General features: G+C 66.6%; 23 protein-coding genes. 13 read left to right on the top strand and 10 right to left on the bottom strand.

What is annotated here, in order from left to right:
• Nucleotides 1-25: 25 nt before the first annotated feature.
• The gene (locus tag M8859_RS04980) at nt 26-1,375 is read left to right on the top strand and encodes a family 1 glycosylhydrolase (RefSeq protein ID WP_249643928.1); all 1,350 of its coding nucleotides are present in this window, start codon (nt 26-28) and stop codon (nt 1,373-1,375) included.
• A 15-nt stretch (nt 1,376-1,390) separates the two neighbouring features.
• Here M8859_RS04980 and M8859_RS04985 read toward each other — a convergent pair whose 3' ends face one another.
• Complete coding sequence (locus tag M8859_RS04985) at nt 1,391-2,218, bottom strand: SDR family oxidoreductase (RefSeq protein WP_195139302.1); 828 nt, start codon at nt 2,216-2,218, stop codon at nt 1,391-1,393.
• Between the two features lie 144 nt (nt 2,219-2,362).
• Here M8859_RS04985 and M8859_RS04990 point away from each other — a divergent pair, with 144 nt between their 5' ends.
• The 3 genes from M8859_RS04990 (at nt 2,363) to M8859_RS05000 (ending at nt 4,665) form a co-directional block, all read left to right on the top strand.
• Nucleotides 2,363-2,524: a hypothetical protein gene (locus M8859_RS04990; protein WP_195139303.1), complete on the top strand. Its 162-nt coding sequence runs from the start codon at nt 2,363-2,365 to the stop codon at nt 2,522-2,524.
• Nucleotides 2,521-3,600: an NAD-dependent epimerase/dehydratase family protein gene (locus M8859_RS04995; RefSeq protein WP_159925637.1), complete on the top strand. Its 1,080-nt coding sequence runs from the start codon at nt 2,521-2,523 to the stop codon at nt 3,598-3,600. Before M8859_RS04990 ends, M8859_RS04995 begins: the two co-directional genes overlap by 4 nt.
• A gap of 174 nt (nt 3,601-3,774) precedes the next feature.
• Nucleotides 3,775-4,665: a manganese catalase family protein gene (locus tag M8859_RS05000; RefSeq protein ID WP_159925639.1), complete on the top strand. Its 891-nt coding sequence runs from the start codon at nt 3,775-3,777 to the stop codon at nt 4,663-4,665.
• Between the two features lie 93 nt (nt 4,666-4,758).
• Here the strand turns inward: M8859_RS05000 and M8859_RS05005 are convergent, their stop codons facing one another.
• The 3 genes from M8859_RS05005 to M8859_RS05015 form a co-directional block, all read right to left on the bottom strand.
• Nucleotides 4,759-5,322: a hemerythrin domain-containing protein gene (locus M8859_RS05005; RefSeq protein WP_195071923.1), complete on the bottom strand. Its 564-nt coding sequence runs from the start codon at nt 5,320-5,322 to the stop codon at nt 4,759-4,761.
• A 95-nt stretch (nt 5,323-5,417) separates the two neighbouring features.
• On the bottom strand, nt 5,418-6,746 hold the full coding sequence (locus M8859_RS05010; RefSeq protein WP_159925643.1) for an FAD-binding domain-containing protein: 1,329 nt from the start codon (nt 6,744-6,746) through the stop codon (nt 5,418-5,420).
• A gap of 174 nt (nt 6,747-6,920) precedes the next feature.
• Complete coding sequence (locus M8859_RS05015; protein WP_201295250.1) at nt 6,921-7,598, bottom strand: TetR/AcrR family transcriptional regulator; 678 nt, start codon at nt 7,596-7,598, stop codon at nt 6,921-6,923.
• Between the two features lie 155 nt (nt 7,599-7,753).
• Between M8859_RS05015 and M8859_RS05020 the strand changes: the two genes are divergently transcribed.
• Entirely contained in the window at nt 7,754-8,548 is a 795-nt protein-coding gene (locus M8859_RS05020) for an SDR family NAD(P)-dependent oxidoreductase (RefSeq protein ID WP_159925645.1), read from the top strand.
• Nucleotides 8,549-8,615: 67 nt separating this feature from the next.
• A complete protein-coding gene (locus M8859_RS05025; protein WP_370523802.1) occupies nt 8,616-9,383 on the top strand; it encodes a 2OG-Fe dioxygenase family protein in 768 nt (255 codons plus the stop codon).
• A gap of 115 nt (nt 9,384-9,498) precedes the next feature.
• Here the strand turns inward: M8859_RS05025 and M8859_RS05030 are convergent, their stop codons facing one another.
• Together M8859_RS05030 and M8859_RS05035 are read right to left on the bottom strand one after the other, a co-directional pair.
• A complete protein-coding gene (locus M8859_RS05030; RefSeq protein ID WP_159925647.1) occupies nt 9,499-11,307 on the bottom strand; it encodes a CocE/NonD family hydrolase C-terminal non-catalytic domain-containing protein in 1,809 nt (602 codons plus the stop codon).
• Nucleotides 11,308-11,631: 324 nt separating this feature from the next.
• Nucleotides 11,632-12,855 (bottom strand): cytochrome P450 family protein, encoded by a 1,224-nt coding sequence (locus M8859_RS05035; RefSeq protein WP_195071924.1) that lies wholly within the window; start codon nt 12,853-12,855, stop codon nt 11,632-11,634.
• 388 nt (nt 12,856-13,243) lie between these two features.
• Between M8859_RS05035 and M8859_RS05040 the strand changes: the two genes are divergently transcribed.
• A complete protein-coding gene (locus tag M8859_RS05040; protein ID WP_159925658.1) occupies nt 13,244-13,636 on the top strand; it encodes an Rv0313 family protein in 393 nt (130 codons plus the stop codon).
• Between the two features lie 79 nt (nt 13,637-13,715).
• On the opposite strand, the gene M8859_RS05045 is transcribed toward M8859_RS05040, so the two are convergent.
• Nucleotides 13,716-14,336, bottom strand: coding sequence for a TetR/AcrR family transcriptional regulator (locus tag M8859_RS05045; protein WP_159925660.1), 621 nt, complete (start codon nt 14,334-14,336; stop codon nt 13,716-13,718).
• A gap of 240 nt (nt 14,337-14,576) precedes the next feature.
• Here M8859_RS05045 and M8859_RS05050 point away from each other — a divergent pair, with 240 nt between their 5' ends.
• From M8859_RS05050 to M8859_RS05070, 5 genes are all read left to right on the top strand, one after another.
• Nucleotides 14,577-15,503 carry a metal-dependent hydrolase gene (locus M8859_RS05050; protein ID WP_159925888.1) on the top strand — a complete coding sequence of 309 codons (927 nt, stop codon included), beginning with the start codon at nt 14,577-14,579 and terminating at the stop codon, nt 15,501-15,503.
• Between the two features lie 10 nt (nt 15,504-15,513).
• Complete coding sequence (locus tag M8859_RS05055) at nt 15,514-16,674, top strand: hypothetical protein (protein ID WP_159925662.1); 1,161 nt, start codon at nt 15,514-15,516, stop codon at nt 16,672-16,674.
• 138 nt (nt 16,675-16,812) lie between these two features.
• The gene (gene msrB / locus M8859_RS05060; protein ID WP_223514439.1) at nt 16,813-17,268 is read left to right on the top strand and encodes a peptide-methionine (R)-S-oxide reductase MsrB; all 456 of its coding nucleotides are present in this window, start codon (nt 16,813-16,815) and stop codon (nt 17,266-17,268) included.
• Complete coding sequence (gene msrA / locus M8859_RS05065; RefSeq protein ID WP_195071927.1) at nt 17,265-17,780, top strand: peptide-methionine (S)-S-oxide reductase MsrA; 516 nt, start codon at nt 17,265-17,267, stop codon at nt 17,778-17,780. Before msrB ends, msrA begins: the two co-directional genes overlap by 4 nt.
• 286 nt (nt 17,781-18,066) lie before the next feature.
• On the top strand, nt 18,067-18,690 hold the full coding sequence (locus M8859_RS05070; protein ID WP_159925666.1) for a DUF2165 domain-containing protein: 624 nt from the start codon (nt 18,067-18,069) through the stop codon (nt 18,688-18,690).
• A 32-nt stretch (nt 18,691-18,722) separates the two neighbouring features.
• Here the strand turns inward: M8859_RS05070 and M8859_RS05075 are convergent, their stop codons facing one another.
• On the bottom strand, nt 18,723-21,629 hold the full coding sequence (locus M8859_RS05075; protein WP_159925668.1) for a UPF0182 family protein: 2,907 nt from the start codon (nt 21,627-21,629) through the stop codon (nt 18,723-18,725).
• Between the two features lie 189 nt (nt 21,630-21,818).
• Entirely contained in the window at nt 21,819-22,094 is a 276-nt protein-coding gene (locus M8859_RS05080; RefSeq protein ID WP_236565501.1) for a TetR family transcriptional regulator C-terminal domain-containing protein, read from the bottom strand.
• Between M8859_RS05080 and M8859_RS05085 the strand changes: the two genes are divergently transcribed.
• Nucleotides 22,071-24,197 (top strand): glycoside hydrolase family 3 C-terminal domain-containing protein, encoded by a 2,127-nt coding sequence (locus M8859_RS05085; RefSeq protein ID WP_249643929.1) that lies wholly within the window; start codon nt 22,071-22,073, stop codon nt 24,195-24,197. The two genes, M8859_RS05080 and M8859_RS05085, sit on opposite strands and share 24 nt — an antisense overlap.
• A 12-nt stretch (nt 24,198-24,209) precedes the next feature.
• On the opposite strand, the gene M8859_RS05090 is transcribed toward M8859_RS05085, so the two are convergent.
• Nucleotides 24,210-25,505, bottom strand: a complete 1,296-nt coding sequence (locus tag M8859_RS05090) for a YhgE/Pip domain-containing protein (protein WP_195071928.1) — start codon at nt 25,503-25,505, stop codon at nt 24,210-24,212.
• Between the last annotated feature and the right edge of the window lie 47 nt (nt 25,506-25,552).

The following is a 25,552-nucleotide window of genomic DNA, read 5'->3' on the forward strand; positions in this document are numbered from 1 at the left end:
GACAGGACGCGGTTACCCTGGGCGGATGCGATCCCGGTTCCGTAGGTACGTCCTCGCCGCGCTCGCCGCCGCGGCATCCACGCTGTTGCTTTCCACGCACTCTCCCGCCACCCCGCCGGTACGGCCGGTCGCCGGCCTACCGTCGCTGGGCGGCGAATTCCTCTGGGGCGTCTCCACTTCCGGATTCCAGTCCGAAGGCCATGCGCCCGACAGCAATTGGACGCGGTACGTCGCCGCGAATCCCGGTTACGACGAACTTCGCGATTCGGTCGACTTCTACGACCGGTATGCCTCGGACATCCAGCTCGCGGCCGACCTCGGCGTGCGGGTGTTCCGGATCGGAATCGAATGGGCGCGAGTGCAACCCGCGCCGGGCGTGTGGGACGAGTCCGCGTTTCGTTTCTACGACGCGGTCATCGCCGCCGTCGAGCGGGCCGGGATGCGTCCGATGATCACCCTGGATCACTGGGTGTACCCCGGCTGGGCCGTCGACCGCGGGGGCTGGCGCAGTCCGCGGATGGTCGCGGACTGGCTGACCAACATGCGCACCGTCGTCGACCGCTACTCGTCTCGTAACCCGTTGTGGGTCACCGTGAACGAGCCCGTCGCCTACATCATGCACGAGGTCCGCAGGGGCGCCGCGGACGCAGGAGAGATGCTGGACCGGGTCGCGCAGGCGCACAACGCCATCTACGACTACATCCACCAGCAGCAGCCGGGTGCGCAGGTGACCAGCAATGTCGGTTATGTCGCCGGCTCGGAGGAGCAGGTCAACGGTGGTTTGGTGGACCGCATCGCCGACCGGCTCGACTACGTCGGCGTCGATTACTACTTCGCCTACGATCCGGCGCAGTCGCTGATCGAGTCCATCGCGAGGGCCAGCGGCTCGGCGATGCCGAACCTGCCGGGACCGCAGATCTGGGAGCTGCCGTTGCGCACCGAGGGCATCTACTATGCGCTGCAATTCTATTCGCGCCGGTTCCCAGGCAAGCCGCTCTACGTCGTCGAGAACGGCATGCCCACCGAGAACGGTCGTCCTCGCGCCGACGGTTACACCCGCAGTGATCACCTGCGCGACACCGTCTACTGGATTCAGCGCGCCAAGGCCGACGGCATGAACGTCATGGGCTACAACTATTGGAGCCTGACCGACAACTACGAATGGGGCAGCTACACCCCACGATTCGGCCTCTACACCGTGGACGTGCGCACCGACCCCACCCTCACCCGCCGCCCCACCGATGCCGTCGGCACCTACACGCAGCTCGTCGCCGCGGGCGGAGTTCCCGATCATTACCGGCCCACCCGGGGTCCGGCCCTCTGCTTCTTCGTCGATCCACCGGACAGCTGCCTTACCCCGGTAGCGGAGCGGTAGACCGGCCGGACGTGGCTAAGGCGTGCGCCATTTCTCGTCGGTGAGCAGGGTGCTGGCCTGCGGACCCATCAAGAGCATGCCACCGTCCACGACGTACGACGCGCCGGTGACATAGCTCGCCTCCGGTGCGGCGAGGAACGCCACTACGGCGGCGACCTCCTTGGCATGGCCGGTTCGGCCCAGCGGTACGCCCGGTCGGTGTTGCTCACGTGGATCGACGTCCTCCTGGCCCGTCATCGGTGTCGAAATCTCGCCGGGCGCCACCGAGTTGACGGTGATGTCGTGTTCGGCGAGTTCCAGTGCCAGCACCTTCGTCAGTGCTCCCAGGCCCGCTTTGGCCGCACAGTACGGTGCGGCGCCGACGCGGGGCGCGTGTTCGTGCACGCTGGTGATGTTGATGATCCGGCCGCCGTCGGCCGCGGCGATCATGTGCTCGGCGGCGCGCCGCGCGCACACGAACGCGCCGTCGAGGTCGACCGACAGCACCTGCCGCCAGGTGTCGAAGTCCATTTCCATGACCTTCTGCGCCGACCCGGTACCGGCGCAGTTCACCAGCACATCCAGGCCACCGAGTTCACCGGCGAGGTCGTCGATCACCGACGCGGCGGCCGGTGGATCCGTCAAGTCGAGATGGCGCACGGCAGCGGTCCGCCCCTGTTCGCGCACTTGCGCGGCGGTGTCCTCCGCACCCGGCCGGTCGCTGCGGAACGTCAGCCCGACATCGGTCCCGCCCGCCGCGAGTGCGACCGCGATCGCCGCACCGATCCCGGAGTCTCCCCCGGTCACCACGGCTCGCCGCGGAGCGCCTTTCCGTTCTTCTGGTAGTGGAGCTGTAGTAGCCATGTTTCGCGACTACCCGGCCAGGCGCGGACAACACTCGCCGCTCCCGGCCACCATTCCGTGCGGTTTCGCTTCAGCGCATTCCCGGACCGGTTGTCATTGTTTCCCACCGATGGGGTAATCGCGCGGTGGGAATGGAGGTGGCGCATGCCGGATATCCTGGCCTGCCTGCGTGGGCCGCTCACGGGCCGCGACGTGTTCGACACGCGGCGAATCGAGGTGGCCGACTTGCTCGATCGAGCTCGGAACTCCGCCCCTCCCCCGCTTGCGCGGATCGCCCGCCCCACCCCCGAGCGTCGCGGCGCATGAGGGTGGTCGTCACCGGCGCGAGCGGCAACGTGGGCACGGCGTTGTTGCGGGTGTTGCGTGCGGACGGCTGCGAGATCGTGGGGATCGCTCGTCGCGCACCGGATCCGGCGTGCGAACCCTATTCGGCGGCCCGGTGGGTGTCCTGCGATATCGGGGCCGCCGGCTCCGTCGAGACCTTGCGCGCGGCCTGTGCGGGCGCCGACGCACTGGTCCACCTGGCATGGGCGATTCATCCGCGTCGCGGCGACCCTCCGATGCGCAGAACCAACGAGACCGGCACGGAGAACGTACTGCGAGCAGCAGCCGAGACCGCGGTGCCCCACTTCGTCGCCGCTTCCTCGTGCGCCGCCTACACCCCGGCCGACCGATGGCGCCGCGTTTCCGAAGAATGGCAACGGTCCGGGGTGCCCGGTAGTGCCTACAGCGCGTCCAAGGCGCGGTTGGAGAGGCGTCTGGACCGCTTCGAGGCGAGCAACCCGGAGATCCGGACAGCGCGTATTCGTCCATGTGGAATCGCGCAGGCCGAGTCCGCCGCCGAACTGGCGGATTGGATCCTGCCGCCGTGGCTGCCGAGGTGGCTGCTCGGCAGGCGCCTGTTGCCCGTTCCACTGTGGCGTGACTTCCGGCTACAGCTCGTGCACAGCTCGGACGTGGCCGCGGCGATCGGGCGCATTGTGCGCCATCGTGCGGCGGGAGCGTTCAACCTCGCCGCCGAACCGACTCTGCACGCCGACGCGCTCGCGACCACGTTCGGAGGTTTCCGCCTGCCGACGCCACGGGCAGCGCTCCATGCCGCCGCCTGGCCGGGATGGTGGACCGGACTCCAGCCGTTGCACCCGGGATGGCTCGCCCTCGCCGACCGCGCGTGCCTGCTCGACTCCTCCAAGGCGCGAGGTGAACTCGGGTGGTCTCCCCGCTTCGGCGCGCATGAGGTCTGCGCGGAACTGGTATCGGCCATGCGTGCCGGGCGGATCGGTCACAGCTCGCCGCTGGCGCCTGCCCGGCAGATCAGGGTCGGACGTCCGTCTCATCAGAGTCAGCGTCCACGCGGCGAGCACGAGCGTGACCGCTGGTGATCGAAAGGCCGGAGTTGTACCCGTCGCCGCACTTCGTGTCGTTGCGAAAGAGGGGTTGGTGAAACCCGTATCGTCGCCATCGAACAAGTAACGCATCTCTGCTCGTCCTGCGCTGCGTGAGCACTGAAGCCGCGCTGGAGGCTAGAACAGCCGACCATACTGGTAAGGAGAGCGATGTTCACCCACAACAAGGATCTCCAGTTCGAGGTTCGCGTGGACCGTCCCGACCCCCGCTTCGCGACCCTGTTGCAAGAACAGTTCGGTGGCGCCAACGGTGAATTGAAAGCCGCCATGCAATATTTCAGCCAGGCGTTTCTGTTGCGTAAGAAGCATCCGAAAACCTACGACCTGTTCATGGACATCGCCACCGAGGAATTCAGTCACCTCGAGATCGTCGGCGCCATGATCACGATGTTGCTCGACGGGCTCAACGACGATCTGAAACAAGCCAACGAGCGGTGCGACTGGATGCCGGTCGTGTCGACGTCCGGCGGACGGGACCAGGTCATCCACCAGGTCGCGGTGAATCCGCTGTACTTCGTGTTGAGCGGCGGCGGACCCGCGGTGAAAGACGCGGCGGGCGTGCCGTGGTCGGGCTCGTTCGTCGACTCCAACGGTGAGCCGTCGGTCGACCTGCGCAGCAATCTCGCCGCAGAGTCCCGCGCCAAGATCGTCTACGAGTACCTCAAGCAGTTCACCGACGATCCCGGCGTGCAGGACACGCTTTCGTTCTTGATGACCCGCGAAATCGCGCACTTCCAGCAGTTCACCGCGGCGCTGAACGAATTGCCGATCAATTTCCCACCCGGAGCGCTGCCCGGCGACGACCGGTTCCAGAACGTCGCGTTCAACATGTCCAACGGCGCGGCGAGCGCCCGTGGTCCCTGGAACGAAGGGCAGGGACCGTGGCCTGCGGGCACGGAATGGCGCTATATCGACAATCCGGTCACCGAATGGCTCGACACCGACGACCGGGTGAATCACGGCGCCGAGACCAACCCCGACGGCGAGCCCGCGGTCCACGGCACCAAACCGTTCACTCACGAACTGCATATGCCGGACTGACCTTGCGCCTTCGCCGCAGTTCGGATGTGGCGGCTCAGGCGCTCTCGCGGCGCGCGGCGCATCGAAGCCGCGCGCCGCGCGCATGATCCGGAATCAGTGCCGCGGCTTGCTGATCGCGTCTTTGGCGCGATCCATCATCGCGGCGAACGGTCCCACCAAAACGTTCGCGGTCGCGGACTCCACTCCCGGATGCGGCCGGGTCGGGGCCATCGTCTCGGCGAGTTCCACCGTCCTGCGCATCCGTTGCAAGGTATCGGCGTCGAGTTCCTCGCGCAGCTGCGTGAATTCCTCTCGTTCTTCGTGGTCGGCATGCGCCAGCACGGCTTCGCGCAACGCGGCCAGTTTCACCTGGAATTCCATCGAGCTGATGTCGAGTTCCTCCATCGCCGCGAGCTGCTTTTTGGCCTTGTTCTCTTCCGCCAGCCGCGCATCGACGACGGAAGCTCCATCACCGATTTCACGACGGGCACGCGGGTGGATGATCTCCTCTTCGGCTGTTTCGTGCACGGCGAGCAGACGCCGCAGTTCGAAGAACTTGCTCTCGCGCTCCACCGGATCGGTGGTGTCGGCGGTCTCGACGAACAGTTGCCGGATCCGGCCGTGCTGGTGGACGAGGAAATCGATCGCGTCGGTGGTCGAATCGATCGTGGTTGCCATAGTTGATCTCCCTCGGGCTGTCGGGACGGGCTGACAAACTACGTCCGTCGCGGCGGTACCCGGCAGCGGTCACGCGAAACCGCGCGGATGACCCGCTAGTTGCGGCCGCTACCGGCGATAGGGGCTGGATATACCGAAGTCGGCACGCGATGCCGCCACGGGCGATGGATCTCTGAACCCGGCAGGGAAGCCAATTCCGGTATCCAGCGCCGCACGTAGTTCCCCTCGGGGTCGTAGCGTTCCGCAGCGCCGGCGGCGCCCGGGTCGAGACGTCCGACGGAGAACGGAATGCGCAGGCTTCCCGCCACCTGCTGCCAGGTGAAGCGGCTGCTCGCGGCGTCGGCGTCGAGCAGCCACCGCCGGAAGTGTTCGGCGCCGACCCGCCAGTCCACCCGCAACGTCGTAGTGAGGAAATCGGCGGCGATCACCCGCGCTCGTTCCGGCATCCATCCCTGCGCGGCCAGTTGCCGCATCCCGGCGTCGACGATCGGGTATCCGGTACGGCCGTCACGCCAGGCATGGACCACGACCGGATCATGGGGGTGCCGCTGGCGGAGGCGATCACCGTACCGGGCGATGTCGGCGCGGGCGGCGAGGAACTGGAGATGGAAGTCGCGCCGAGCGAGCAGGCGGAGGAAGGCGCGTCCGTCCGTCGTCGCCATGTCGGTGCGATGCGCCATCTCGGCCGCGGAAAGACAGCCGAAATGCAGGTACGGCGACAGCCGGGAATACCCCTCCCTGGTGAGATCGCCTCTTGGCCTGCCGCGTGACGGGTTCCGGTCGTCGGTGCAGCCCCGCCACAGCGCACGCCCTGTGATCTCCCCGCCGACGGACAGCTCCGGTGAAACAGCGGCATCGCCGAGTTCGTCGAATCTGGGAACGGGATCACTGTCGAGGCGAGGGACGATCAACTCCGACGGCTTGACCAGGGGACGCCGCTTGGGAGCTTCCAGCCATCGGCGGAAGTAAGCCGGGAAGTCGGGAACCTGGTCGCTCGCTCCGTGCGGGGCGCAGTCGGACGGATCGACGGCGGTGATGGTGGCGGGATGGGTATGCAGCAGGCAACTGCGACGCGCCAGCCGTTCCCGCAGCGCCCGTGTCCGGCAGCGGCTGTACCAGGTGGCGTCCTCAGCGACGTGGACGCTGTCGGCGTGTACCTGCGCCGCCACCTGATCCACGGCATCCACGTAATCGCCGTGTCGGATCACCAACTGTCCACCGGCGCAGCGCAGTTCGGCATCGAGCTCGGCCAGCGCGGCGGAGAGGAACCGAAGCTGATTGCCGGCGGGGCGGGCGCTGCCGACGATACGGTCGTCGACGACGAAGAGAGGAACCACCGCCGCCCCCTCGCGCACGGCGGCCAACAGGACGGGATTGTCGTGGACACGCAGGTCACGGGTGAAAAGTGCGATTGTTATGGCCATCCGGTGGTCATTTTCGACGACAGGCACCCGTCGAGCGGATCGACGACGGCGGAATCGGGCATTCGGTTTGCGGTGGCCACGCCGAGGCGGGCGATATCGGAGTAATGATGTTTACGCCAATGCTGCGGGACCGCGGCTGCCATGTCAAGTCGGAAACACGCGCAGCGCCCTCGGTCAGCGTTCGCGGAACAGATCGATGAGCCAGGGTTCCAAGTCTGCGCTGAGCGCGGTCAGGTCCGGCTCTTCCGATTCGTCGAGCGCGTCGGCGGTGAGTTGACGTACGGCGTAGACGACGCCCATGTAAGCCGTGACGGACAGGGGTGGTTGCCGATCGCTGCTCGCGCCTTGCACCAAACCCCGGATATGTTCGGCGAACCGGCGTAGCGACTGCCTTCTCCGGCGGCGGACGGCGGGCCCGAGCGCATCGATCTCGACCTGGTAAGCGCGAGCGACGACCACGTCGTCCTGCAAGGTGCCCAGGTACCGGCTGAGGGCCGCACCGACGACGGACCTGCGGTCTCTGCCTTTGATCTCCGCCGTGATGAGCTGGGTCAGCAGCACTTGGATGAAGCGGTCGTAGCCTGCGAAGACGCATTCGTCCTTGTTGGCGAAGGCGTCGTAGAAAGCCGCCAACGAGACTCCGGCCCGCTTCGCGATGTCGGTGGGGCCGAATCCGGAGTAACCGCGGGCGGCCAGCAGTTCGGTCGCCGCGGCCAGCAGCCGTTCTCGCTGCGCGGCCAGCACCTGCTCCCGCGCCAGCTTGTGCCGACCACGCGGCAACGCCTCCGGAAGTGTGAAGAACACTCCGTTTCGCACCGGCGTGATCGGTGCGTCGGCGGGAGCGGCGGACACCCTTGCAGACTACCGAGCGGGCGAGCCACCACCACGAGTCGCCCGAACGACCGGCTCGGCCATCGCACAAGCGCGCACGGCCTCGTGCGCGCGGTCGCGGTCGGCGGTAATCCGAGTTCGCGTATGAGTGCGACGTCAGTGGGTAGCCGCATCACATGACAGACAGACCCCTCGCACTCGTCACCGGAGCTTCCAGCGGTATCGGCTTCGAGCTGGCTCGGCAATTCGTCGAGCACGGCTACGATGTGGTGATCGCCGCCGAAGACGACGCCATCGAGACCGCCGCCGCGTCATTGCTCGACCCGAGCTTCGAGGTGCGCCCGGTGCAGGTCGACCTGCGGACGGCGGGCGGCGTCGAACAGCTCTACCGGGCCGCCACCGAATACGGGCGGCACCCCAGCGCTGTCGCCTTGAACGCGGGCGTCGGCCGCGGCGGCACGTTCCTGGAAACCGATTTCGACGACGAACTGTCCATCATCGGTCTCAACATCCGCTCGACCGTGCACCTGGCCAAACTCGTCCTGCCCGGCATGGTCGAGCGCAACGACGGCAAACTGCTCTTCACCTCCTCCATCGCCGCCACGATGCCCGGCGCCGGCCAAGCGGTGTACAACGCGTCGAAATCCTTCATCCAGTCGTTCGCCGAAGCCCTGCGCGAAGAACTGCGGGACACCGATGTCACCGTGACCGCCCTGCTGCCCGGCCCCACCGACACCGACTTCTTCCGCCGCGCCGGGATGCTGGGCACCCGCGTCGGCCGCATGACGAAGGACGATCCCGCCGAGGTGGCCCGCCAGGGCGTCGAGTCCCTGCTGAGCGGCCGGCAACAAGTCTTCGCCGCCTCGCTGCTGTCCAAGGCTTTCGGCCTGGCCAATCACGTCCTGCCCGACGCCGTCAAGGCCAGAGCCCACCGGATCCTCTCCACACCTGCCCGAACCGGCTCTCATTAGCCCCTGGTCGCGAGCGTCGACGACGTCGCGCAGAGGTCAGAGAAAGGCAGATCATCCCGTGAAGCGAATCCCTACCGCGGCGGGGACGGAGGCGCAGCAATCACCGCAGGCACTGGGGCGGGACCGACCGGCGGTGGAAGCCGCTCGGCACGCCCTGGTCACCGATGGCGTTCACCTGATGCCCGCCGCACTCACGACATCAGCTCTCGGTCTGGAGACAGCGGACTGGGATCGCTTCCGTCGACATTGGGAAGATCTGAGCACAGACGTCTACGCCGGCGCCCACGGAACATGCAGGCTGCGCCGTTACGGGCAGTTCTCGCTCACCGGCTCGAGCGAGCGGATCGGGCGGTTGCCGCAGAATACGTTCGTGCAGCCGGAGAACAGCAATCCGCTCTACATCGGCGTGGATCGCACTTTCGAGCCCCTGACCGAATCCTTCGTGGCCGACCCCGTGTTCCTGGCGGTGCTGCGACTGCTCGCACGGATGGCGACGGCATTGGACGCCCCGGCGCGATGGAGCGCGAAGGTACATCCCTTCCGTGTGATCGCATCGGCGGACGCGAACGGTCTGCCCACACCGGAAGGCCGCCACCGCGACGGCGTCACACTCGTCTCTTCGCTTCTGGTCGGCAGGCAGAACGCTGCCGGTGGCGCGAGTTCGGTATTCGATTCGAACGGAAGACGGCTGCTGCGAAGCACACTCGGCAGGCCGGGAGCGCTGCTGCTCGGCGACGACCGCCGCACCCTGCACAGTGTCTCGCCGGTACGTCCGGTCGACCGAAACCGCCCCGCCTATCGCGATGTTCTGGTGGTGACGTTCGCTCCGGGCTGAAGCGTCCGGCTCGATCCGGAGCGTCAGGGACGGAAACAGTTGATGCGCAGGGCGCTCGGACGCGAGCCGTCGACCGTGGCGTGGCCCGGTGCTGGAACCGGGCCACGCACAACGGTCACCCGAGCGGCAACTCCAGGCAGGAGGCCGCGCCGGCCGGTGAACTGATGGTGATCCGGGAGTCGATCGAATTGGCATTGGAATAGAGGAAGTCCATGCCGTCGATGACCAGCATCAATCGGTGGCCGTCCGGCACGTCGTAGGCGGCTGCCTGCAAGTCCCAAGCGACGGTGGCGGGCATGCCCGACTCGACTGTTTTCGGCTCGTGGGTGATGATTCTCGCCGAATCGTCCTCGTCGACATCGAGCAGGTAGGCCACCACCGTCGCGGCCTCGTCGGTACTGTCGATGGTCACCTGTAACCGCGGGATCCCGCGAATCTCCCGGGCTATCCCGCCGCGCGCCGCCAGCAGCGGCCCCGTCGACCACACCAGGGCATGGCTGCGATCGATCTCGTTGGTCCGGTAGATCTTGGGATTGCCCGCCCACTCTTCCTGGCCGGTGGCCATGAGCTTGTCCATCGCGAGGACCTGGGGCTCCTTGCCCACGGTGAAGCTGCGCTGCCAACCGGCCGTTCCCTCGGGCGTCAGTGCGCCGTCGCCGCCTTCACGCTCATCGGTCAGGATCAGCGTTTCGGTGTCGGTGGTGACGTCTGCCCACGAAGCCTTCTCCTCCCGCCGCGCCGGTTCGATGATCACGTTCTGGCCGTTCCCGGATGGGGTGGTCACGTAGGTGAACATGACCTGGTTGCTGATCTCCGGCCACGTGTCGACGCCGTTGTCCTCGCGTTTCAAGTAGTGATCGAGCCAGGCATACGCCTCGCGCAGCGGCTCGTTCGGTCCCGCTCCCGGCATGGGTGGAGCGATCAGCCCGGGGCCTTCCGGCGCCGCGTGATCGCCGATCCACATGTTCAGTCGCTTGGGCCGCGGCAGCTTCTCGAAGGTTTCCAGCACCTGGTTGACGGGGAAGAGCCCTTCGTGCCAGGTATTGGAGAAGAAGGTCGGGATCTCGCGGGAGCCGACATAGCTTTCCGGCGCGCGGTCGGTGCCCCAGTCGACGACCGGATCCATATCCGTGCCCTCCGCGAACTTCGCCAGGATCTCGAGCGTTTCCTCGTCGAACTTGTCCGCGGGGTCGCCGCCGGTCAGGGCGATCAGCGCGTCCACCGCCCGCAGGTGGCGAGTGTGGTTGTCGTACAGGCTGGTAGCGAGGTTTCCCCACGTGCTGAGTGCCACGACGACATCCACCCGGTCGTCGTGCGCGGCCACGAGCTGACTGATGCCCGAGCCGTAGGACTCGCCCATGAACGCGACGCCGCTGGGCGAGAGCTCGTCTATCGCGTATTCGAGCACCGCGGAGCCGTCCTCCCGATCCTTGGGACCAGCCACGTCGACGGTCCCTTCCGATGTGCCGAACCACGGCAGGTTGGTACCCGGCAGCGCGGTCCAGCCGATGCCGCGTGGCGTGTAGGCCAGCACGTGGTAGCCCTTCACCGCGAGCGTGAGGTAAGCGTATTCGAACAACGGCCAACCCACGGGTGTCCATCCGGCGGGAAAGACCACCAGCGGGCAAGATCGGGTGCTGGTCTGCCGCAGCATGTGCGCCGACAGCCCGATCCCGCCCGGCGCCTCGATGCGCGGGAACGTCGGGACGGCGACGTTCAGCGCCCGGCTCACCAAGTCGGCCACATCATCGGGCACCAGCCCGTCGCCGCTACGCTCGCGCAGCGCAGCCACCAGGTTCGACGCGAACTGCACTGCTTCCGGGCGGACCTGCCCCCGCGCGTCCCAAGCCCCCTCGACCGCGATTCGGGCGAGCTGTTCGGACGTGGTCCCGACGATCGGATCTCCCTGTGACATCGGCGTCATCGATCCTTCCTGCCAGTTTCTGCGGAACTGCGGACCGCAGCAGCTTGACATGACAGGCGATAGGCTGTCCTAGATTTCGATGATGTGTTCTCCGTTCGCAACAGGCCCTGACCAGCGGAAACGCGGGGGCGGAGGCCCACATTGGCGGCGTTCGCGGCCGTAACGTCATCGCGAGCGGCGTTCGAGGAAGCTCGAACGCCGACTCGTGCCGGTCTCCCGACGCGGCAACCGGCACCCTACGGAGACTCGGCGTCGATCCGGCCTCCGATCGCGGTCCGGAACAAGACCTCGGCCCCCGGCACGGGTTGCCGCGTCGGGCCGCACTCACCCCCGTTCGTCACCGAGCTTGACCGGCAGGGACAGCGGGCCGATGGTGAAGAAGGACGGCGAATACGGGATGTTCTCCGGATCGATGGCGAGTGCGAGGTTCGGCAGCCGTCGATAGAGCGAGGCGAGCGCGAGCCGTCCCTCCAAGCGGGCCAGCCCCGCCCCGATGCAGTACCGCGGTCCATGGCCGAACCCGAGATGTCCGCCGTGCTGCTTGCGGGTGATGTCGAACTCGTTCGCCGTCTCGCCGTACTGGGCCGGGTCGATCCCGCATGCCTGGTAGGCCACGCCGACCGCCTTGCCCTCGGGAATGGTCACGCCCGCCACGGTGACTTCCGTCAGCGTGAACCGCCAACTCGTCATCATCACCGAATGGCGGTAGCGCACAGTCTCTTCCACCACATCGGCCCAGCGGTCCTCGGCCTTCGCCAGCGCGAGCTGATCGGGATGCCGCGACAGCGCCAGAATGGCGTATCCGAGCATGTGCACCGTGGTCTCGTGGCCGGCCACCAACATGATCCACAGGACGGCGACCAGCTCTTCGGCCGTGAGCTTGTCCCCCTCGTCGCGGGCTTGCACCAGGCCCGTGGTCAGGTCGTCCCCGGGCTCCCGCTGCTTGCGGTCCGCCAGTTCGTACAGGTACAGCATGAGGGCGTTCTGCGTCGCGAACGCCTCCTCGGGCGGAGTGGTGTGCGCCAGAAGGGTCGCGGTCCAGCGCCGCAGCCGATCCCGCTCCGGTTCCGGCACTCCGAACAGTTCACAGATCACCGCCATCGGCAGGGCTTCGGTGAAGGTGGGCACCAGGTCGACACCGTCGCCTGCCGCCACCACCTCGTCCAGCAATCGGTCGATGATCTGTTGGACGCGCGGCTCCAGAGCCTGCACCCGGCCCGGGGTGAACGCCTTGCTGATCAGGCCGCGAAGCCGACGATGGTCGTCGCCGTCCTTGGTGGACAGGTGATCGCCCTGCACGATGGCACGCAAGGGCCAGTCCTCGGGAATCGAACCGTCGTACAGGGCAGGCCAGTGCTTCGGATCGCGGGCGAAGGTCTTGTTGTCCCCGGCGAGGATCTCGCGCACCGCGTCGTGGGTGAGCGCCAGGTAGGCGGGCACGCCACCGGGGAACTCCACCTCGACCACCGGCGCGATCTCCCGGAGCCGGATACAGGTGTCCAGCAGATCCTCGTTCGCCGCGGGGAATGCGGGCAGGCTGGTTGTCATCGGTTTCCCTTCTGCGCGTGAGCCCTTCAGCCGTCGTAGCGACGGTCGTGCACGAGTATCACGGCGAGTCCGCCCGACGAACCGGTCAACGGACGGATCCTGCCTCCAACCGGAAGCCGAACGTCGCAAAACGAAATTTCGGGCACTGCCGGACCGCCCGCGGCAGCGGTCGGGTGGCGGCGTTCCGGCGGTCCGGGCGGACAATCAGCACGCCGGTCGACTGTTGGCGAAGGAGGACGAGTTCGTGATCCGAGTCGCCGGGAAGGCACTTGCCGGGGCCGGGTCGAAGGTGGGGCGTCGGGGGGCGGGCGAGGTCGGCGTGGCGAAGTCGGCGTTTCGCGAGGACACTGAGGACGTAACGCCCACCTCGTCCCCAGGAGCACATGCGATGGCAACCAACGGGCCTTTCGGCATCGATCCGGAAGATTTCGAACGCGCCCTGCGTGGGGCGGGCACCGAGCTCCGCGACCTGCTCGGAAAAGCCGGCGTATATCTGGATCGCGTAGATCAAGCGAGCCTCGGTTCACTGGCGTCGCTGTTCGGTCAGTTCGTTCAACCGGAACGGCCACGTCCACCGGAAGCCGAGGGCGAGACCACCGGGGAGACCGGCAGCGGGGTGTGGGCGATCTACAGCATCGATGACCTCGGCGAGGCCCGGGTCGACCAGGTCTTCCCCAGCGAACTCGAAGCCTTGCGCGCGCATCGCGACAACACCGATGCGCGCCGTCGGGTGCGGTTCCTGCCCTATGGGGTTCCGGCGAGCGTGCTGGACGCGCCCTGACGGCGCCGACGCTCCCACGAGTAGCAGCCGGAGACAGAGCTGCCGTATCGGTACCGCGACGAACTGTCCGAACGAGGCGCTAGACGCTCGCCGACGGCTTCATCTGGGCGACGATCGCGGCTCCCATCCACCGGCGTAGGTATCGTCGCAGGTCGTCCTCGCCGCGTGGCGGGTTGCCCGGAGAGATGAAGAAGGACTGCATCGTCCGGAGCACGTATTCGACGAGTTCGTGCAGCGACTCGTCGTCGTATCCGTAACGCTCCCAATCGACGTCGAAGCGCTTGATCATCGTCATCCCGAACGCTCGCGCTTCTTCGGAGGTGAGGCTTTCGGGGTGAACGTTCGAGTACGTGCTCGACAGCAAGATGCCGAGGTGGGGCGTTCGCCGTACCTCGGCCAGCGTGTAGACGACTGCCTCGGTCATCGCTTCCACGGCGTCTTCGATACCGCTGACCTGCTGCGTCAGCCGATCGAGGAAACCGTCGACCGACGCGATCGCCGCGGCCGTCATCAGCGCGTCCGCACTCGGGAAGTATCGGTAGACCGTCTGACGGATGACACCGAGCGACTCCGCGACGTCGGCGATGCTGATCTCCGCACCCGTGCGCCCGATCAGATCGACTGCGGCGGCGACGATTCGGCGAGAAGCTTCCTCGTCGTCTTTCGGCGGACTCCCGCCCCACCCGCGCCTTCGTGCCACTGCCCGCTTCCTCGACTCGAAGCCTGTCGCTTGCGAACCCCCTGAATGGAAAGCCTGCCGACCATCCGGATCAGAGATCGACCGTATCACAGGGTGGCCCCCTCCCCCGGCCCGGTGTTCGAGCGTCCGATTGTCATCATACACAATAGCCATTTTGTGTATGATCACCGAAACAACATGGCTCGCGGCATCGGAGCGATGCCCCCGGGCCGGTGCATTTCGAAAGACGAGGTACAGCCAGTGACCGATCTTCAAGTCCGGAAGATGCGCTTCGCATTCGCCGACTACGACGTGCCCTTCTTGTGGAACGAGGAGAATCCGGCCTTCTCGTCCATGGCCAACGCGGTGTCTTTCCTGGCGATCGGCTTCGAGAAGATGATCGTCAACATGATTCGCGAGGCCATGCCGCTGATCACCGATCCAGCGGTCGCTGAGGAAGCCGACGCGTTCGTACGCCAGGAAGGGCAGCATTCCACCGCCCACCGCCAACATGCCAACGGCCTCATCAGGCGCTACCCGGGGCTACAGGAGACACTCAACGAAGTGATCGCGGAATTCGATCGCCTCACCGTGAACACTTCGGTCGAATACCGGCTCGCCTACACCGCCGACCTGGAGGCGACCTTCACCCCGGTGTTCAAACTGATGCTCGACAACGACGACACGCTGTTCCGGCCGGGAGACGACCGGGTAGCCTCCCTTTTCATCTGGCACTTCGTCGAAGAAGTCGAGCATCGAAGTTCCGCATTGATCATCTTCGATTCGGTCGTCGGAAGCGACGTATACCGGATGCGCATGGCTCCGTCGATCTTCCGTCACGTGATGAAGGTGATCCGGTTGGCCTGCGCCGGCTTCAATGAGCATGTCCCGCTGGAGGATCGGAAGATCGACGCATTGTCGATGTTCGCGTCCTATCGGCGTATGCAGAAGCTGCGTAAGTGGTTGCCGTTCCTTCATGCCGAGGACAACGGACCGATGCCCCGCGCGTTCGACCATCTTCCGCTCCGCGAGCAACTCGTCGCGTTGGCGGGCGTCATTCGCAGTCAGCTGCCGAAGCACAACCCGGACCACGAGAAGCTGCCCGCACTGGCCGGTGTGTGGTTCGAGCGCTACGACGCCGGCTACGACGTGTCGCACTGGTACACCGCTGACACGGTCGCAGGATAGGAGTGGACCGATGGCTGACCTTTGCGCGCCCACCTTCGACCAACTCGCGACGGAACTCGGCTTCGCCTGCGCGGAGGTAGGCGGACTGGTCGAGGTGCGAAATCCTTTCGCGCTGGAGAACTGGACGCTGCCCGTACTCGAGTTCACGATCGTCCTGGGGGCGATACTCGCGCTGATCTACGCGATCGTGCGTTTGCGCCGCCACGGCGATCCCACCAACTTGGTGCTCTGGTTCGGCGCGACCGCATACCTGTTCATCATCGAACCACCCTTGTACTTCCCGGCGGCCTTCGGTATCGATGCGCATGTCGACACGATGTTCGCGCACAACTTGTTCACCGTGGAATTTCTGTGGGGCCGATTACCGCTCTACATCATCGCGATCTATCCGTTCATGGCCACACTGGCCTTCGAAATAGTCAGGATGCTCGGAGTCTTCCGGCGGTACGGGGTACTCGCGGGATCGGTGGGCGTGGGCTTCGTCCACCATGCCTTCTATGAGATCTTCGACCATCTCGGACCGCAGCTGCGGTGGTGGGAATGGTCGATCGACAACCCGATCAATCAGCCGATGTTCGATTCGGTGCCACTTCCGAGCGTCGTGGTATTCGCGGCTTTATGGCCGATGTCTCTGGCGTTCTGTGTCCAGTTGTTCGTCGGCCGCCACGTCGATCGAGGGCAATCCTTCTCCGGGCCGCAATTGGTCTGGCGCACGGTCGTCATCGGCATACTCGCCTCGTTGGGCACGGCGGTGTTGCCGATCCCCGCGACGGTGTTGGGGATGGGAAGTACCACGGTGCGCGGATTCCTCTACGCGACCGAACTGGTGATCGTCACCATTGTCGCCGTCGTGATCCTCACCCGCCAGTGGCTGCGGCTGCGGCGAGCCTCTGCGGAGAGCGCGCCCTACACCAACGCCTTCGTCCGGATCTACAGCGTGGTGTACCTGGGCGTCATGGCATTCCTCTGGGTGACCGCGTTGCCCGACTTCTTCGGCGCCGTCGACGGCGTGACGAGTGAAGGCGACCCCATCGGGAATCTCTGGTACACCCTGGCGTGCTTCGTCGTCGCCATTCTCTGCGTGATCGCCGTGTTCACCGTGCCCCACCGGAAAGCGCAGGAAATCAGCGCTCCCTCTGTTGCCGAAGATGCCGTTACTCGCACGGCATAGCGGCGGACAGCCGAGGCTGCGGGCGGCGGGCGTCGCAGGGCGTCTGCCGCCCGCCCGGCCGGGGGTGTGACGCCGGGCTCGCCGGGATTTTCCGAGCCTGCGCGCGGGTTGTACCAGGGGCCGATATGAGGAGGTCATGTGACACGGGAGTACAACCGGAATCCCGCGGCGATCGCCGCCCTGTCCCCTGAGCAGTACCACGTCACTCAGGAGAACGGGACCGAGCGGGCGTTCACGGGCGAGTACTGGGACAACCACGAGCCGGGTATCTATGTGGATGTGGTGTCCGGTGAGCCGTTGTTCGCCTCGGTCGACAAGTTCGACAGCGGATCGGGATGGCCGAGTTTCACCAAGCCGATCGACGCCGGGAACGTGGTCGAGAAGCGGGACTTCAGTCATCTGATGGTCCGCACGGAGGTGCGTTCGACGCACGGCGACAGCCATCTCGGGCATGTGTTCACCGACGGCCCCCGCGAGGCGGGCGGCTTGCGGTACTGCATCAATTCGAAAGCGCTGCGTTTCATCCACCTCGACGATCTCGAGGCGGAAGGCTACGGACAGTACAGGACTCTCTTCGCGAAGGAGAAGGCGTGACCGACACGCGCAAGGCGATTCTGGCCGGTGGATGCTTCTGGGGTATGCAGGACTTGATCCGCAAGCAGCCGGGAGTGGTGTCGACGCGCGTCGGCTACACCGGTGGACGCAACGAGCACCCCACGTATCGCAATCACCCGGGCCATGCGGAGGCCGTGGAGATCGTCTACGACCCGGCCCGGACGGACTACCGGAATTTGCTGGAATTCTTCTTCCAGATCCACGACCCGACGACCAAGGACCGCCAGGGCAACGACATCGGCAGCAGCTACCGGTCGGCGATCTTCTATCTCGATGACGACCAGAAGCGCACCGCCCTGGACACCATCGCCGATGTGGAGGCCTCGGGGCTGTGGCCCGGAAAGGTGGTCACCGAGGTGACCCCGGCGAGCGCGTTCTGGGAGGCCGAGCCCGAGCATCAGGACTACCTGCTGCGCTACCCCGACGGCTACACCTGCCACTTCCCCCGGCCGGGGTGGAAGCTGCCGAAACGGCAGACCACCGCGCAGTAGGACAGGACGCCTCGGCGGGAGCTCACGTGAGCTCCCGCCGAGGTGCTCGACGGAAAGCTGTGACCTCATGGACTCCGGTCCTACCGCACACCGATCACTGCGACGGCCTTTGGAACGGGCCGGATAGAGGTCGTGACCGGCCGGGGTGACGGAAGGCTTTGCGATGGAAGCCTTCTCGATTCCCGGGCCTCCCCGCCGTGGGGACGGAGCACGATCGGGGTGCTTATATGATCGTCGACGCCTGGATGGCCTGACATTCATGCCAGTCGACCCGAGGTGGACGTATATGAAGCACAGTGGCGCAAAGGTTCTCGACGTGCTCGGTAGCCGTCGGATGGCGGTGGCGACGCTGGCCACCATCACCGGCTTCTACTATCTGTTCGTCGCCTTCACCAATTGCGTGGACACCGACACCAACCGCAACGGTGTGGCCGCTGTACTGTCGATGAAATCGACGATCCACACTCCGGGAACGGATTGGCGGGCGATCACCGACAGCAATGTCGCGCTCGTCGCCTACATTCTGATCGTGATCTGGGAATTCCTGATCGCCTTCGTGCTGCTTTCCGGCGCGGCTGTGTGGGTCCGGGTGCTGACCGGGCGGCCGCGCCGGCTCCGAGCCGGACTCGACGTGGCGGTGAAACTGTCGAGCCTGGGTTGGACCATGGCGATGCTGCTGTTCGCAGGCGGTTTCTTGACCGTCGCGGGCGAATGGTTCCGTATGTGGGCCAACGACGACGTCAACGCCTCCTCGGCTGCGCTGCAGAACTTCCTGATCGCCGCCGTGGGCCTGATTCTCGTTCACTTGCCGGAGTCTCCGGCCTCGCAGTATTCCGCCGTACCTGGAACGAGCTCGGCGCAGCCTGATTCACGCGGAACAGTCGAAGTAGCCGAATCCGCCCGGGAGTGAGACCAGCGGAGGCGGGATGCCCGACGCGAACGTCAGCGACCGTTGCGATCGAGGTCGTTCAACTGCTTCTGGAGACGTTCGAGCGCCGCGCGGATTTCGTCGATCTGCGCGTTGAGTTCGGCGATCTTCGCTTGATCCGCAGGCGGTGGCGGTTGCGCTGACGGTTGTGGCGACGGCTGCGGCGCCGGTTGCTGGCCCGGTGGCAGCGGAGCCCCGGGACCGCCACCGGGTGGGGTGGCGAGCCGGCCGGTCCCTGAACCGAATACTTGGTCGAGCGCCTCGGCCAGGGTCGGCGCGTATCCCACCAGCACGCCGCCGGTGCCCGGTTCACGGTAGCTGACGAGCACCCGCGCCAGCTGCGGGAATGTCGACGCGTTCGGTGCCGTCGAAATCCGTTCGGTGAACAACGGTTCGACGTAGAGCACGCCGCCGTCGGCGATCGGCAGGGTGAGCAGGTTGCCGTACTGGATCCGGTTCGAGCGCTCGAGCAGCGTTCGCTCGGATGCCACTCTGGTGTCGGAGATCATCGAGTTCTGGATCTGTTGCGGCCCTTGGGTGAGCGTGTCGGTCGGCAGCTGCAAGACGCTGATCTTGCCGTAGCTCTCGGGATCGGAGTGCGCGGAGACGTAGGCGGAGAGGAATTCCCTGTTGTACCCCACCATCGCGCTCGCCAGCCGGAACGACGGCTCGGCGGTGTCGGTGTCGCCGATCAGGACATAGAACGGAGCCTGGTGCGGGTTGGTCTCCACGGTGGGATCGCTCGGCACCGACCAGAACGCGTTGGTGGTGAAGAATTCGCGCGGTTCGTCGACGTGGTATTTGGCCAGCATCTCGCGTTGGATCGTGAACAAGTCCTCGGGGTACCGGAAGTGCGCGCGCAGTTCCGGCGTGATCGACTCCTCGGGTTCGACGGTGCCGGGGAATACCTTCATCCACGCCGCGAGCACCGGATCCTGCCGGTCGACCTGGTAGAGAGTGACCGTGCCGTCGTATGCGTCGACGGTGGCCTTGATGGAGTTGCGCACGTAGGACACCTGTCGCGGTGATCCTCGGCGGGCGTCCTCGCCCGGCTCGAGAGCTTCCAGGGAGCTGCCCTTGGCGTAGGGGTAACCGTCGACCGCGGTGTAGGCGTCGACGATCCAGACGATGCGGCCGTCCACGACCGCCGGGTAGGGATTGTTGTCGGTGGTCAACCACGGCGCGACGAGCTCGACGCGATGGCGAGGATCGCGATTGAAGATGATCTTCGACTCAGGACCGATGGCCTTGGAGAAAATGATGTTGCGTTCGGCGTAGGTGGCCGCGAACGCGAGGCGATCGAGCCAGTTCCCGATGGGGACACCGCCTGATCCGGTGTAGGTGTACTTGGTGGTGTCGGTGTCGTACTCGCGGGGCTCGCTGCCGCCGCCGACGATGGCATAGTCCGGGCTGGCATGGGCGATCACTTCGCCGTAGTACACGCGGGGCTGATCCACCCGGATCACCTGCTGCCCGGATGCCTGGGAAGCGATATCGCCGACCGCGTAGATCGGGTATCCGCTGTTGCTGCTGGCAGCGTCGCCCGCGGCCTCGCGGACCGCCGCGTTGACCCGGTTGGCAGGTGCGGCGACGAACCCGTTCCCGTGGGTGTAGACGGTGTGCCGATTGACCCAATGGCGCTGATTGCCGCTCAGCGCGCTCGGCGTCAGCTCGCGCGCTGCGACCACGTAGTCGCGTAGTTCCCCACCGACGCGGTACCGATCAAGGTCCAGATGTGGTGGGAAGCTGTAGAAGTTCTTCAGCTGCTGTTGCTGGGTGAAGGTTCGCGACAGCACGTTCGGATCCAGCAGGCGTACATCGGCGATCGTGGTCACGTCCGCGGGCACCTCGGACGGCGGCTTGCTGCCGACACCGGAATAGGCCTGGTAATCGACCCGATCGCTGCCTATTCCGTACGCCTGCCGAGTAGCCGCGATGTTGCGTTCGATATAGACGCGCTCCATGTCGGCGGCGTTCGGGCGGACGGAGAACTGCTCGACGGCCAGCGGCCAGACCGCTCCGACGAGAATCGAGGACAACAACAGCAGCGCGGCGGCCATCGCCGGAATGCGCAGGTCGCGCACCACGACGGCGGCGAAGATCGCCACGGCGCAGATGACGGCGATCGCGAAGAGAATCAGGCGGGCGGGCAGCACGGCATTGATATCCGTGTAGCCCGGCCCCGCGAAGGTGGGCTCCTTGCTGCTGCTCGAGAGCAGCGAGTACCGGTCGAGCCAGTAGGCGGCGGCCTTCAAGACGATGAACGCACCAGCGAGCACCGCGAGCTGGACGCGCGCCGCATGCGTCAGGCCGCGGGATTTTCCGGACAGCCGCAGTCCTCCGAGCAGGTAGTGCGTCGCGAGTCCGGCGAAGAAGGCGAGTACGACGGCGACGAACAGCCAGTTGACGACGAGACGGTAGAACGGCAGGTCGAACACGAAGAACCCGACGTCGTGGCCGAACTGGGGATCCGACACACCGAAGGAGCCGCCGTGGAGGAACAGTTGAACTGTCATCCAGCTCGATTGCGCTATGAGGCCGCAGAGCAGACCGAGCGTCGCGGCGATGCCGAGCCCGAACCGCGACGGCCGCCGCAGCACCATCGCCCGATACGGCCGGAGGCTGTCGTCCTGCCCCGCATCGGGGACGAAGAGCGGACGGAACCGGAAGGCGAGCCACATCGAAGCGAAGAGGACGCCACCGATGATCAGGCCGACCACGACGAACAGCGACAAGCGCGTGAACAGCGCGGTGAGCCAGACGCCTCGGAATCCGACTTCACCGAACCACAACCAGCTGACATAGCCTCTGATCAGGCGGGGAATGATCAACAGCGACACAACGAACACCGTGGCGGCGATCACCAGCAATCGAGTGCTGCGATGCAACCGCCGCGGGCTGGGGCCGTCGCGTGCGCTCATCTCCCACTCCTGTGGCTGCGTCCGGCCGAACGAGGTATGGCCGACGCGAACCACCGAGTTCGAGTCTACCGGCGTGGATCGAGGCGTCGTGCTCGAACGAACAGCGTGCACCGGCGGCGTGGGCACGGGTGGCCGACTACGTGATCTCCGGACCCTGGAGTCCCACCTACCTGCCGCTACGCACGGGTGTCAGCGCTCGGAGTCCCCGGAGCGTTCGATCAGCTCCCACAAGTACGCCACGTGGTCGGCCATGTCCACGCCCGGGTCGTAGAGCCACTGCGTCTGCAGGCCGTCGAGCAGGGCCGACGTGATGACGGCGAATCGGTCCGGATCGATGTCACGGGGAAGGCGACCCGATTCGCGGAGTTCGGCGACGGTGCGGGTGAGCGCCTCGCGGACAGTGCGGTAGCGGTCGCGGAAGTAGTCGGTCCGGTCGCCTCGGTGACCTTGACCGACGGCCCGCACGGTGTGCGCAGACAGCCGGGGGCGACCGACCACCTCGGGCTGGCCGAGAGCCTGCCCGCCACCTGCTTCCCGCCCGCGGTCGGGCTCGCGCAGAGCTGGGACACCGAGCTGGTGCGGCGGGTGGGCGCGGCGCTCGGCCGGGAGGCCCGCGCATTGGGCGTGGACGTGCTGCTCGGGCCGGGAGTCAATATCAAGCGGGATCCGCGCGGCGGGCGCAATTTCGAGTACTACTCCGAGGATCCGCTACTCACCGGCCTGCTCGGCGCGGCATGGGTGACGGGCCTGCAGAGCACCGGGGTGGGCGCTTCCCTCGAGCATTTCGCCGCCAACAACGCCGAGCACGATCGGATGCGCGCGAGTTCCGACATCGACCCGCGCCCGCTGCGCGAGATCTACCTGCGCGCGTTCGCCCACATCGTGCGCACCGCTCGGCCGTGGACGGTGATGTGCTCCTACAACCGCGTCAACGGCGTGCACGCGGCGCAGAACCGCTGGCTGCTCACCGACGTGCTGCGTGACGAGTGGGGATTCGACGGTGCGGTGGTCTCCGACTGGGGCGCGGTGGCCGACCGGCCCGCCTCGGTGGCGGCCGGGCTCGATCTGGAGATGCCCGGCGGCAGCGGCGTCTCCGACGAGCAGGTGGTGGCGGCGGTGGCCGCGGGCACGCTGGACGCGGCGGCCGTCGACAGGGCTGCGCGGAACGTGGCGACGCTGGCGGCGAGGGTAGTGGCCGGACGCGAACTCGCCGATGCCGCCGATACCGCCGACGAGCACCATCGGCTGGCCCGCGAGGTCGCCGCGCGCTGCGTCGTCCTGTTGCGGAACGAGCGTGACCTCCTGCCACTCACGCCAGGGCGCTCACTCGCGGTGATCGGCGAGTTCGCGGTGGAACCCCGGTACCAGGGTGGCGGCAGCTCGCATGTGAACCCGACCCGGCTCGATGTGCCGCTCGAGGAGATCCGCGCGCTCGCGGGCTCTGCACAGGTCTCCTACAGCCGGGGTTTCACCACGGCCGACCCGGACGCGGACAACGTCGCGCTGCGGGCGGAAGCCGTCGGCGCCGCCGCGAACGCGGACGTGGCTGTGTTGTTCCTCGGCTTGGCCGACACGCAGGAATCCGAGGGATTCGACCGTGAACACCTCGAGCTGCCCTCCGATCAGCTGGATCTGCTGGAGGCGGTGGTGCGAGCGCAACCGGACACGGTGGTGGTGCTCGCGCACGGCGGAGTGGTGCGGCTGGCCCCGGTGGCCGCACTGGCGCCCGCGATCCTGGACGGCGGGTTACTCGGCCAGGCCGGCGGCGGCGCACTCGCCGACGTGCTGTTCGGTGTGGTGAATCCATCGGGGCGGCTCGCGGAAACGGTGCCGGTTCGGTTGCAGGACACACCGGCCTACCTGAACTTCCCGGGCGAGAACTCGCACGTGCGCTACGGCGAGGGACTGTATGTGGGCTACCGCTGGTACGACAGCCGGGATATGGAGGTGTCCTTCCCGTTCGGGCACGGCCTGTCCTACACCACCTTCGATTACTCCGAGCCGGCACTCGCGGCGGACGAAGCGGGAATCACGGTGCGCGTCCTGGTCACGAATACCGGTTCCCGCGCAGGCCGCGACGTGGTGCAGGTGTACACGGCGGCGCCCGGATCCTCCGTCACGCGTCCGGCCCGCGAGTTGAAGGGGTTCGCCGTCACCGCCGACCTGGAACCCGGGGCGGGCGAGGAGGTTGCCATCCTGCTCCCGCGAGACGAACTCGCCTATTGGGAGACTCGCGTCGACCGCTGGATCGTGGAGACCGGTACCTACCAGGTGTGGGCAGGCGCTTCCAGCCGGGACTTGCGCGTCACCGGGCGGGTGGACCTCACCGGAGACGAACTGCGGATCCCCATCACGGCGGAGTCGACCCTGGGAGAGGCGCTGGCCGATCCGACGGCGGCGGCAGCGCTGGCCGAAGTGTTCGGCGGTATGTCCGAGAGTATGGGTGAAGGGACCGCGCTCGGCATGGACATGATGCGCATGATCGCCTCCATCCCGCTGAACCGCCTGACCGGCTTCGGCGTCGACCCGGAAAAGCTCGACACACTCCTGGACGCCGTGGACGACTGATCACCGGACCCTTCATCGGGCGGCGGGCACCCGCACGACCGGTGCGCTGTCGGCGGGCGCTGCCGCGCGGTGCAGTCCCCGGTGGTCGTAGACATAGGTGGCGATGGCACCGAGGAGCAAGCCGATTCCGAGGCCGAGCAACGTCATCCACAATCCGAGGCCGAAACCGGCTTCGGCGCGGGCGTCGAAGAACAAGATGGCGCGCACGGCCAGATAGATCTGGTGCATCGGTTCGAAGGCGGCCAGGTTCGCGATATAGGTGGGCGTCGCTTCCAGCGGAACCGTGGCGGCCGACGACGGCAGGCCGAGGACGACGAACAGGATCAAGTTGACCAGCAATCCGGCGGTGCCGAAAGTGGCCAGGACGGCCAGCGCGGTCACACCGACGGCGACGATGGCCAGTGTTCCGTAGAGCCACAGCAGCAGCGCGCTGCCCAGCGGAACACCCAGCGCCGCGGCCACGGCGAGGAATATCCCGGACAGAATCGGCGCCGCGGTCACGAGAACCGCCCACTTCACGAGCAGCGTATGGAAGCGGGAGATCCCGGTGGCCGGCGGTTGGACGAACCACGGGCCGTATTCGGTCGGAGTGAAACCGAGGACCGAATCGACGAGTGTGTGGATGATCATGGCGCCGGTGAAGCCCGCCAGCAACACGATCAACGTATAGAAGAACGCGACCAGGCCCTGCCCGGCGGCATCGTCCATCGGGCGATACGGCGCGGTGACGATCTGCACGGGATCGGTGAGCATCAGGCGGGCGGCGCCACTGAGCTCGACCGGCGCACCGGGCCCCTCGGCTAGGGCGGAATTCACCTGGTCGGTCAAGTTCTTGCCGACGGTCTCGTCCACCTGGGCCAGCGCACGGTCGGCGATGCGTTGCATGATGCCGGTTGTGTAGGGCCCGACCCGGGGGTTGGTGTGGATCGTGATCACCGGGCGCTCGATCTCACCGGGGACCACTGCGGCCGCGCCGAGAATCGCCAGCCGCTTGGTGAAGTCGGACGGGATGACGATGGCGCCGTAGACCTCGCCGTACTGCAACTGCTTGCGCGCCTCGGCGATGCCGACGACGCGCAGATCGACCTTCTCCGCCGGGATGCCCGCGACCAGCGCGTCGGTGACCTGGGCCCCGATATCGGCGGGCTTGCCGTCCAGCGTGTCGCCCACGTCCTGGTTGACCAGCGCTACCGGGAAATCGTGCAGGTTCTTCTCGGTATTGCCCGCGTAGCCGAGGTACATGGTGGCGAGCAGCGCCGCGAAGACCATCAGCACCGCGATCGGGGCGGTGAAGGTCCGAACCGTCATGAAAAGCAAATGTAGTCACCGCCTACAAAGTAGGCAATGCCTACATT

The organism is Nocardia sputi, assembly GCF_023501985.1.

Excerpts from the sequence above, each read along its gene's own strand:
- M8859_RS04980 (WP_249643928.1), top strand. The coding sequence starts at position 26 with ATGCGATCCCGGTTCCGTAGGTACGTCCTCGCCGCGCTCGCCGCCGCG.
- M8859_RS04985 (WP_195139302.1), bottom strand. The coding sequence starts at position 2,218 with ATGGCTACTACAGCTCCACTACCAGAAGAACGGAAAGGCGCTCCGCGG.
- M8859_RS04990 (WP_195139303.1), top strand. The coding sequence starts at position 2,363 with ATGCCGGATATCCTGGCCTGCCTGCGTGGGCCGCTCACGGGCCGCGAC.
- M8859_RS04995 (WP_159925637.1), top strand. The coding sequence starts at position 2,521 with ATGAGGGTGGTCGTCACCGGCGCGAGCGGCAACGTGGGCACGGCGTTG.
- M8859_RS05000 (WP_159925639.1), top strand. The coding sequence starts at position 3,775 with ATGTTCACCCACAACAAGGATCTCCAGTTCGAGGTTCGCGTGGACCGT.
- M8859_RS05005 (WP_195071923.1), bottom strand. The coding sequence starts at position 5,322 with ATGGCAACCACGATCGATTCGACCACCGACGCGATCGATTTCCTCGTC.
- M8859_RS05010 (WP_159925643.1), bottom strand. The coding sequence starts at position 6,746 with ATGGCCATAACAATCGCACTTTTCACCCGTGACCTGCGTGTCCACGAC.
- M8859_RS05020 (WP_159925645.1), top strand. The coding sequence starts at position 7,754 with ATGACAGACAGACCCCTCGCACTCGTCACCGGAGCTTCCAGCGGTATC.
- M8859_RS05030 (WP_159925647.1), bottom strand. The coding sequence starts at position 11,307 with ATGACGCCGATGTCACAGGGAGATCCGATCGTCGGGACCACGTCCGAA.
- M8859_RS05035 (WP_195071924.1), bottom strand. The coding sequence starts at position 12,855 with ATGACAACCAGCCTGCCCGCATTCCCCGCGGCGAACGAGGATCTGCTG.
- M8859_RS05040 (WP_159925658.1), top strand. The coding sequence starts at position 13,244 with ATGGCAACCAACGGGCCTTTCGGCATCGATCCGGAAGATTTCGAACGC.
- M8859_RS05055 (WP_159925662.1), top strand. The coding sequence starts at position 15,514 with ATGGCTGACCTTTGCGCGCCCACCTTCGACCAACTCGCGACGGAACTC.
- M8859_RS05070 (WP_159925666.1), top strand. The coding sequence starts at position 18,067 with ATGAAGCACAGTGGCGCAAAGGTTCTCGACGTGCTCGGTAGCCGTCGG.
- M8859_RS05075 (WP_159925668.1), bottom strand. The coding sequence starts at position 21,629 with ATGAGCGCACGCGACGGCCCCAGCCCGCGGCGGTTGCATCGCAGCACT.
- M8859_RS05090 (WP_195071928.1), bottom strand. The coding sequence starts at position 25,505 with ATGACGGTTCGGACCTTCACCGCCCCGATCGCGGTGCTGATGGTCTTC.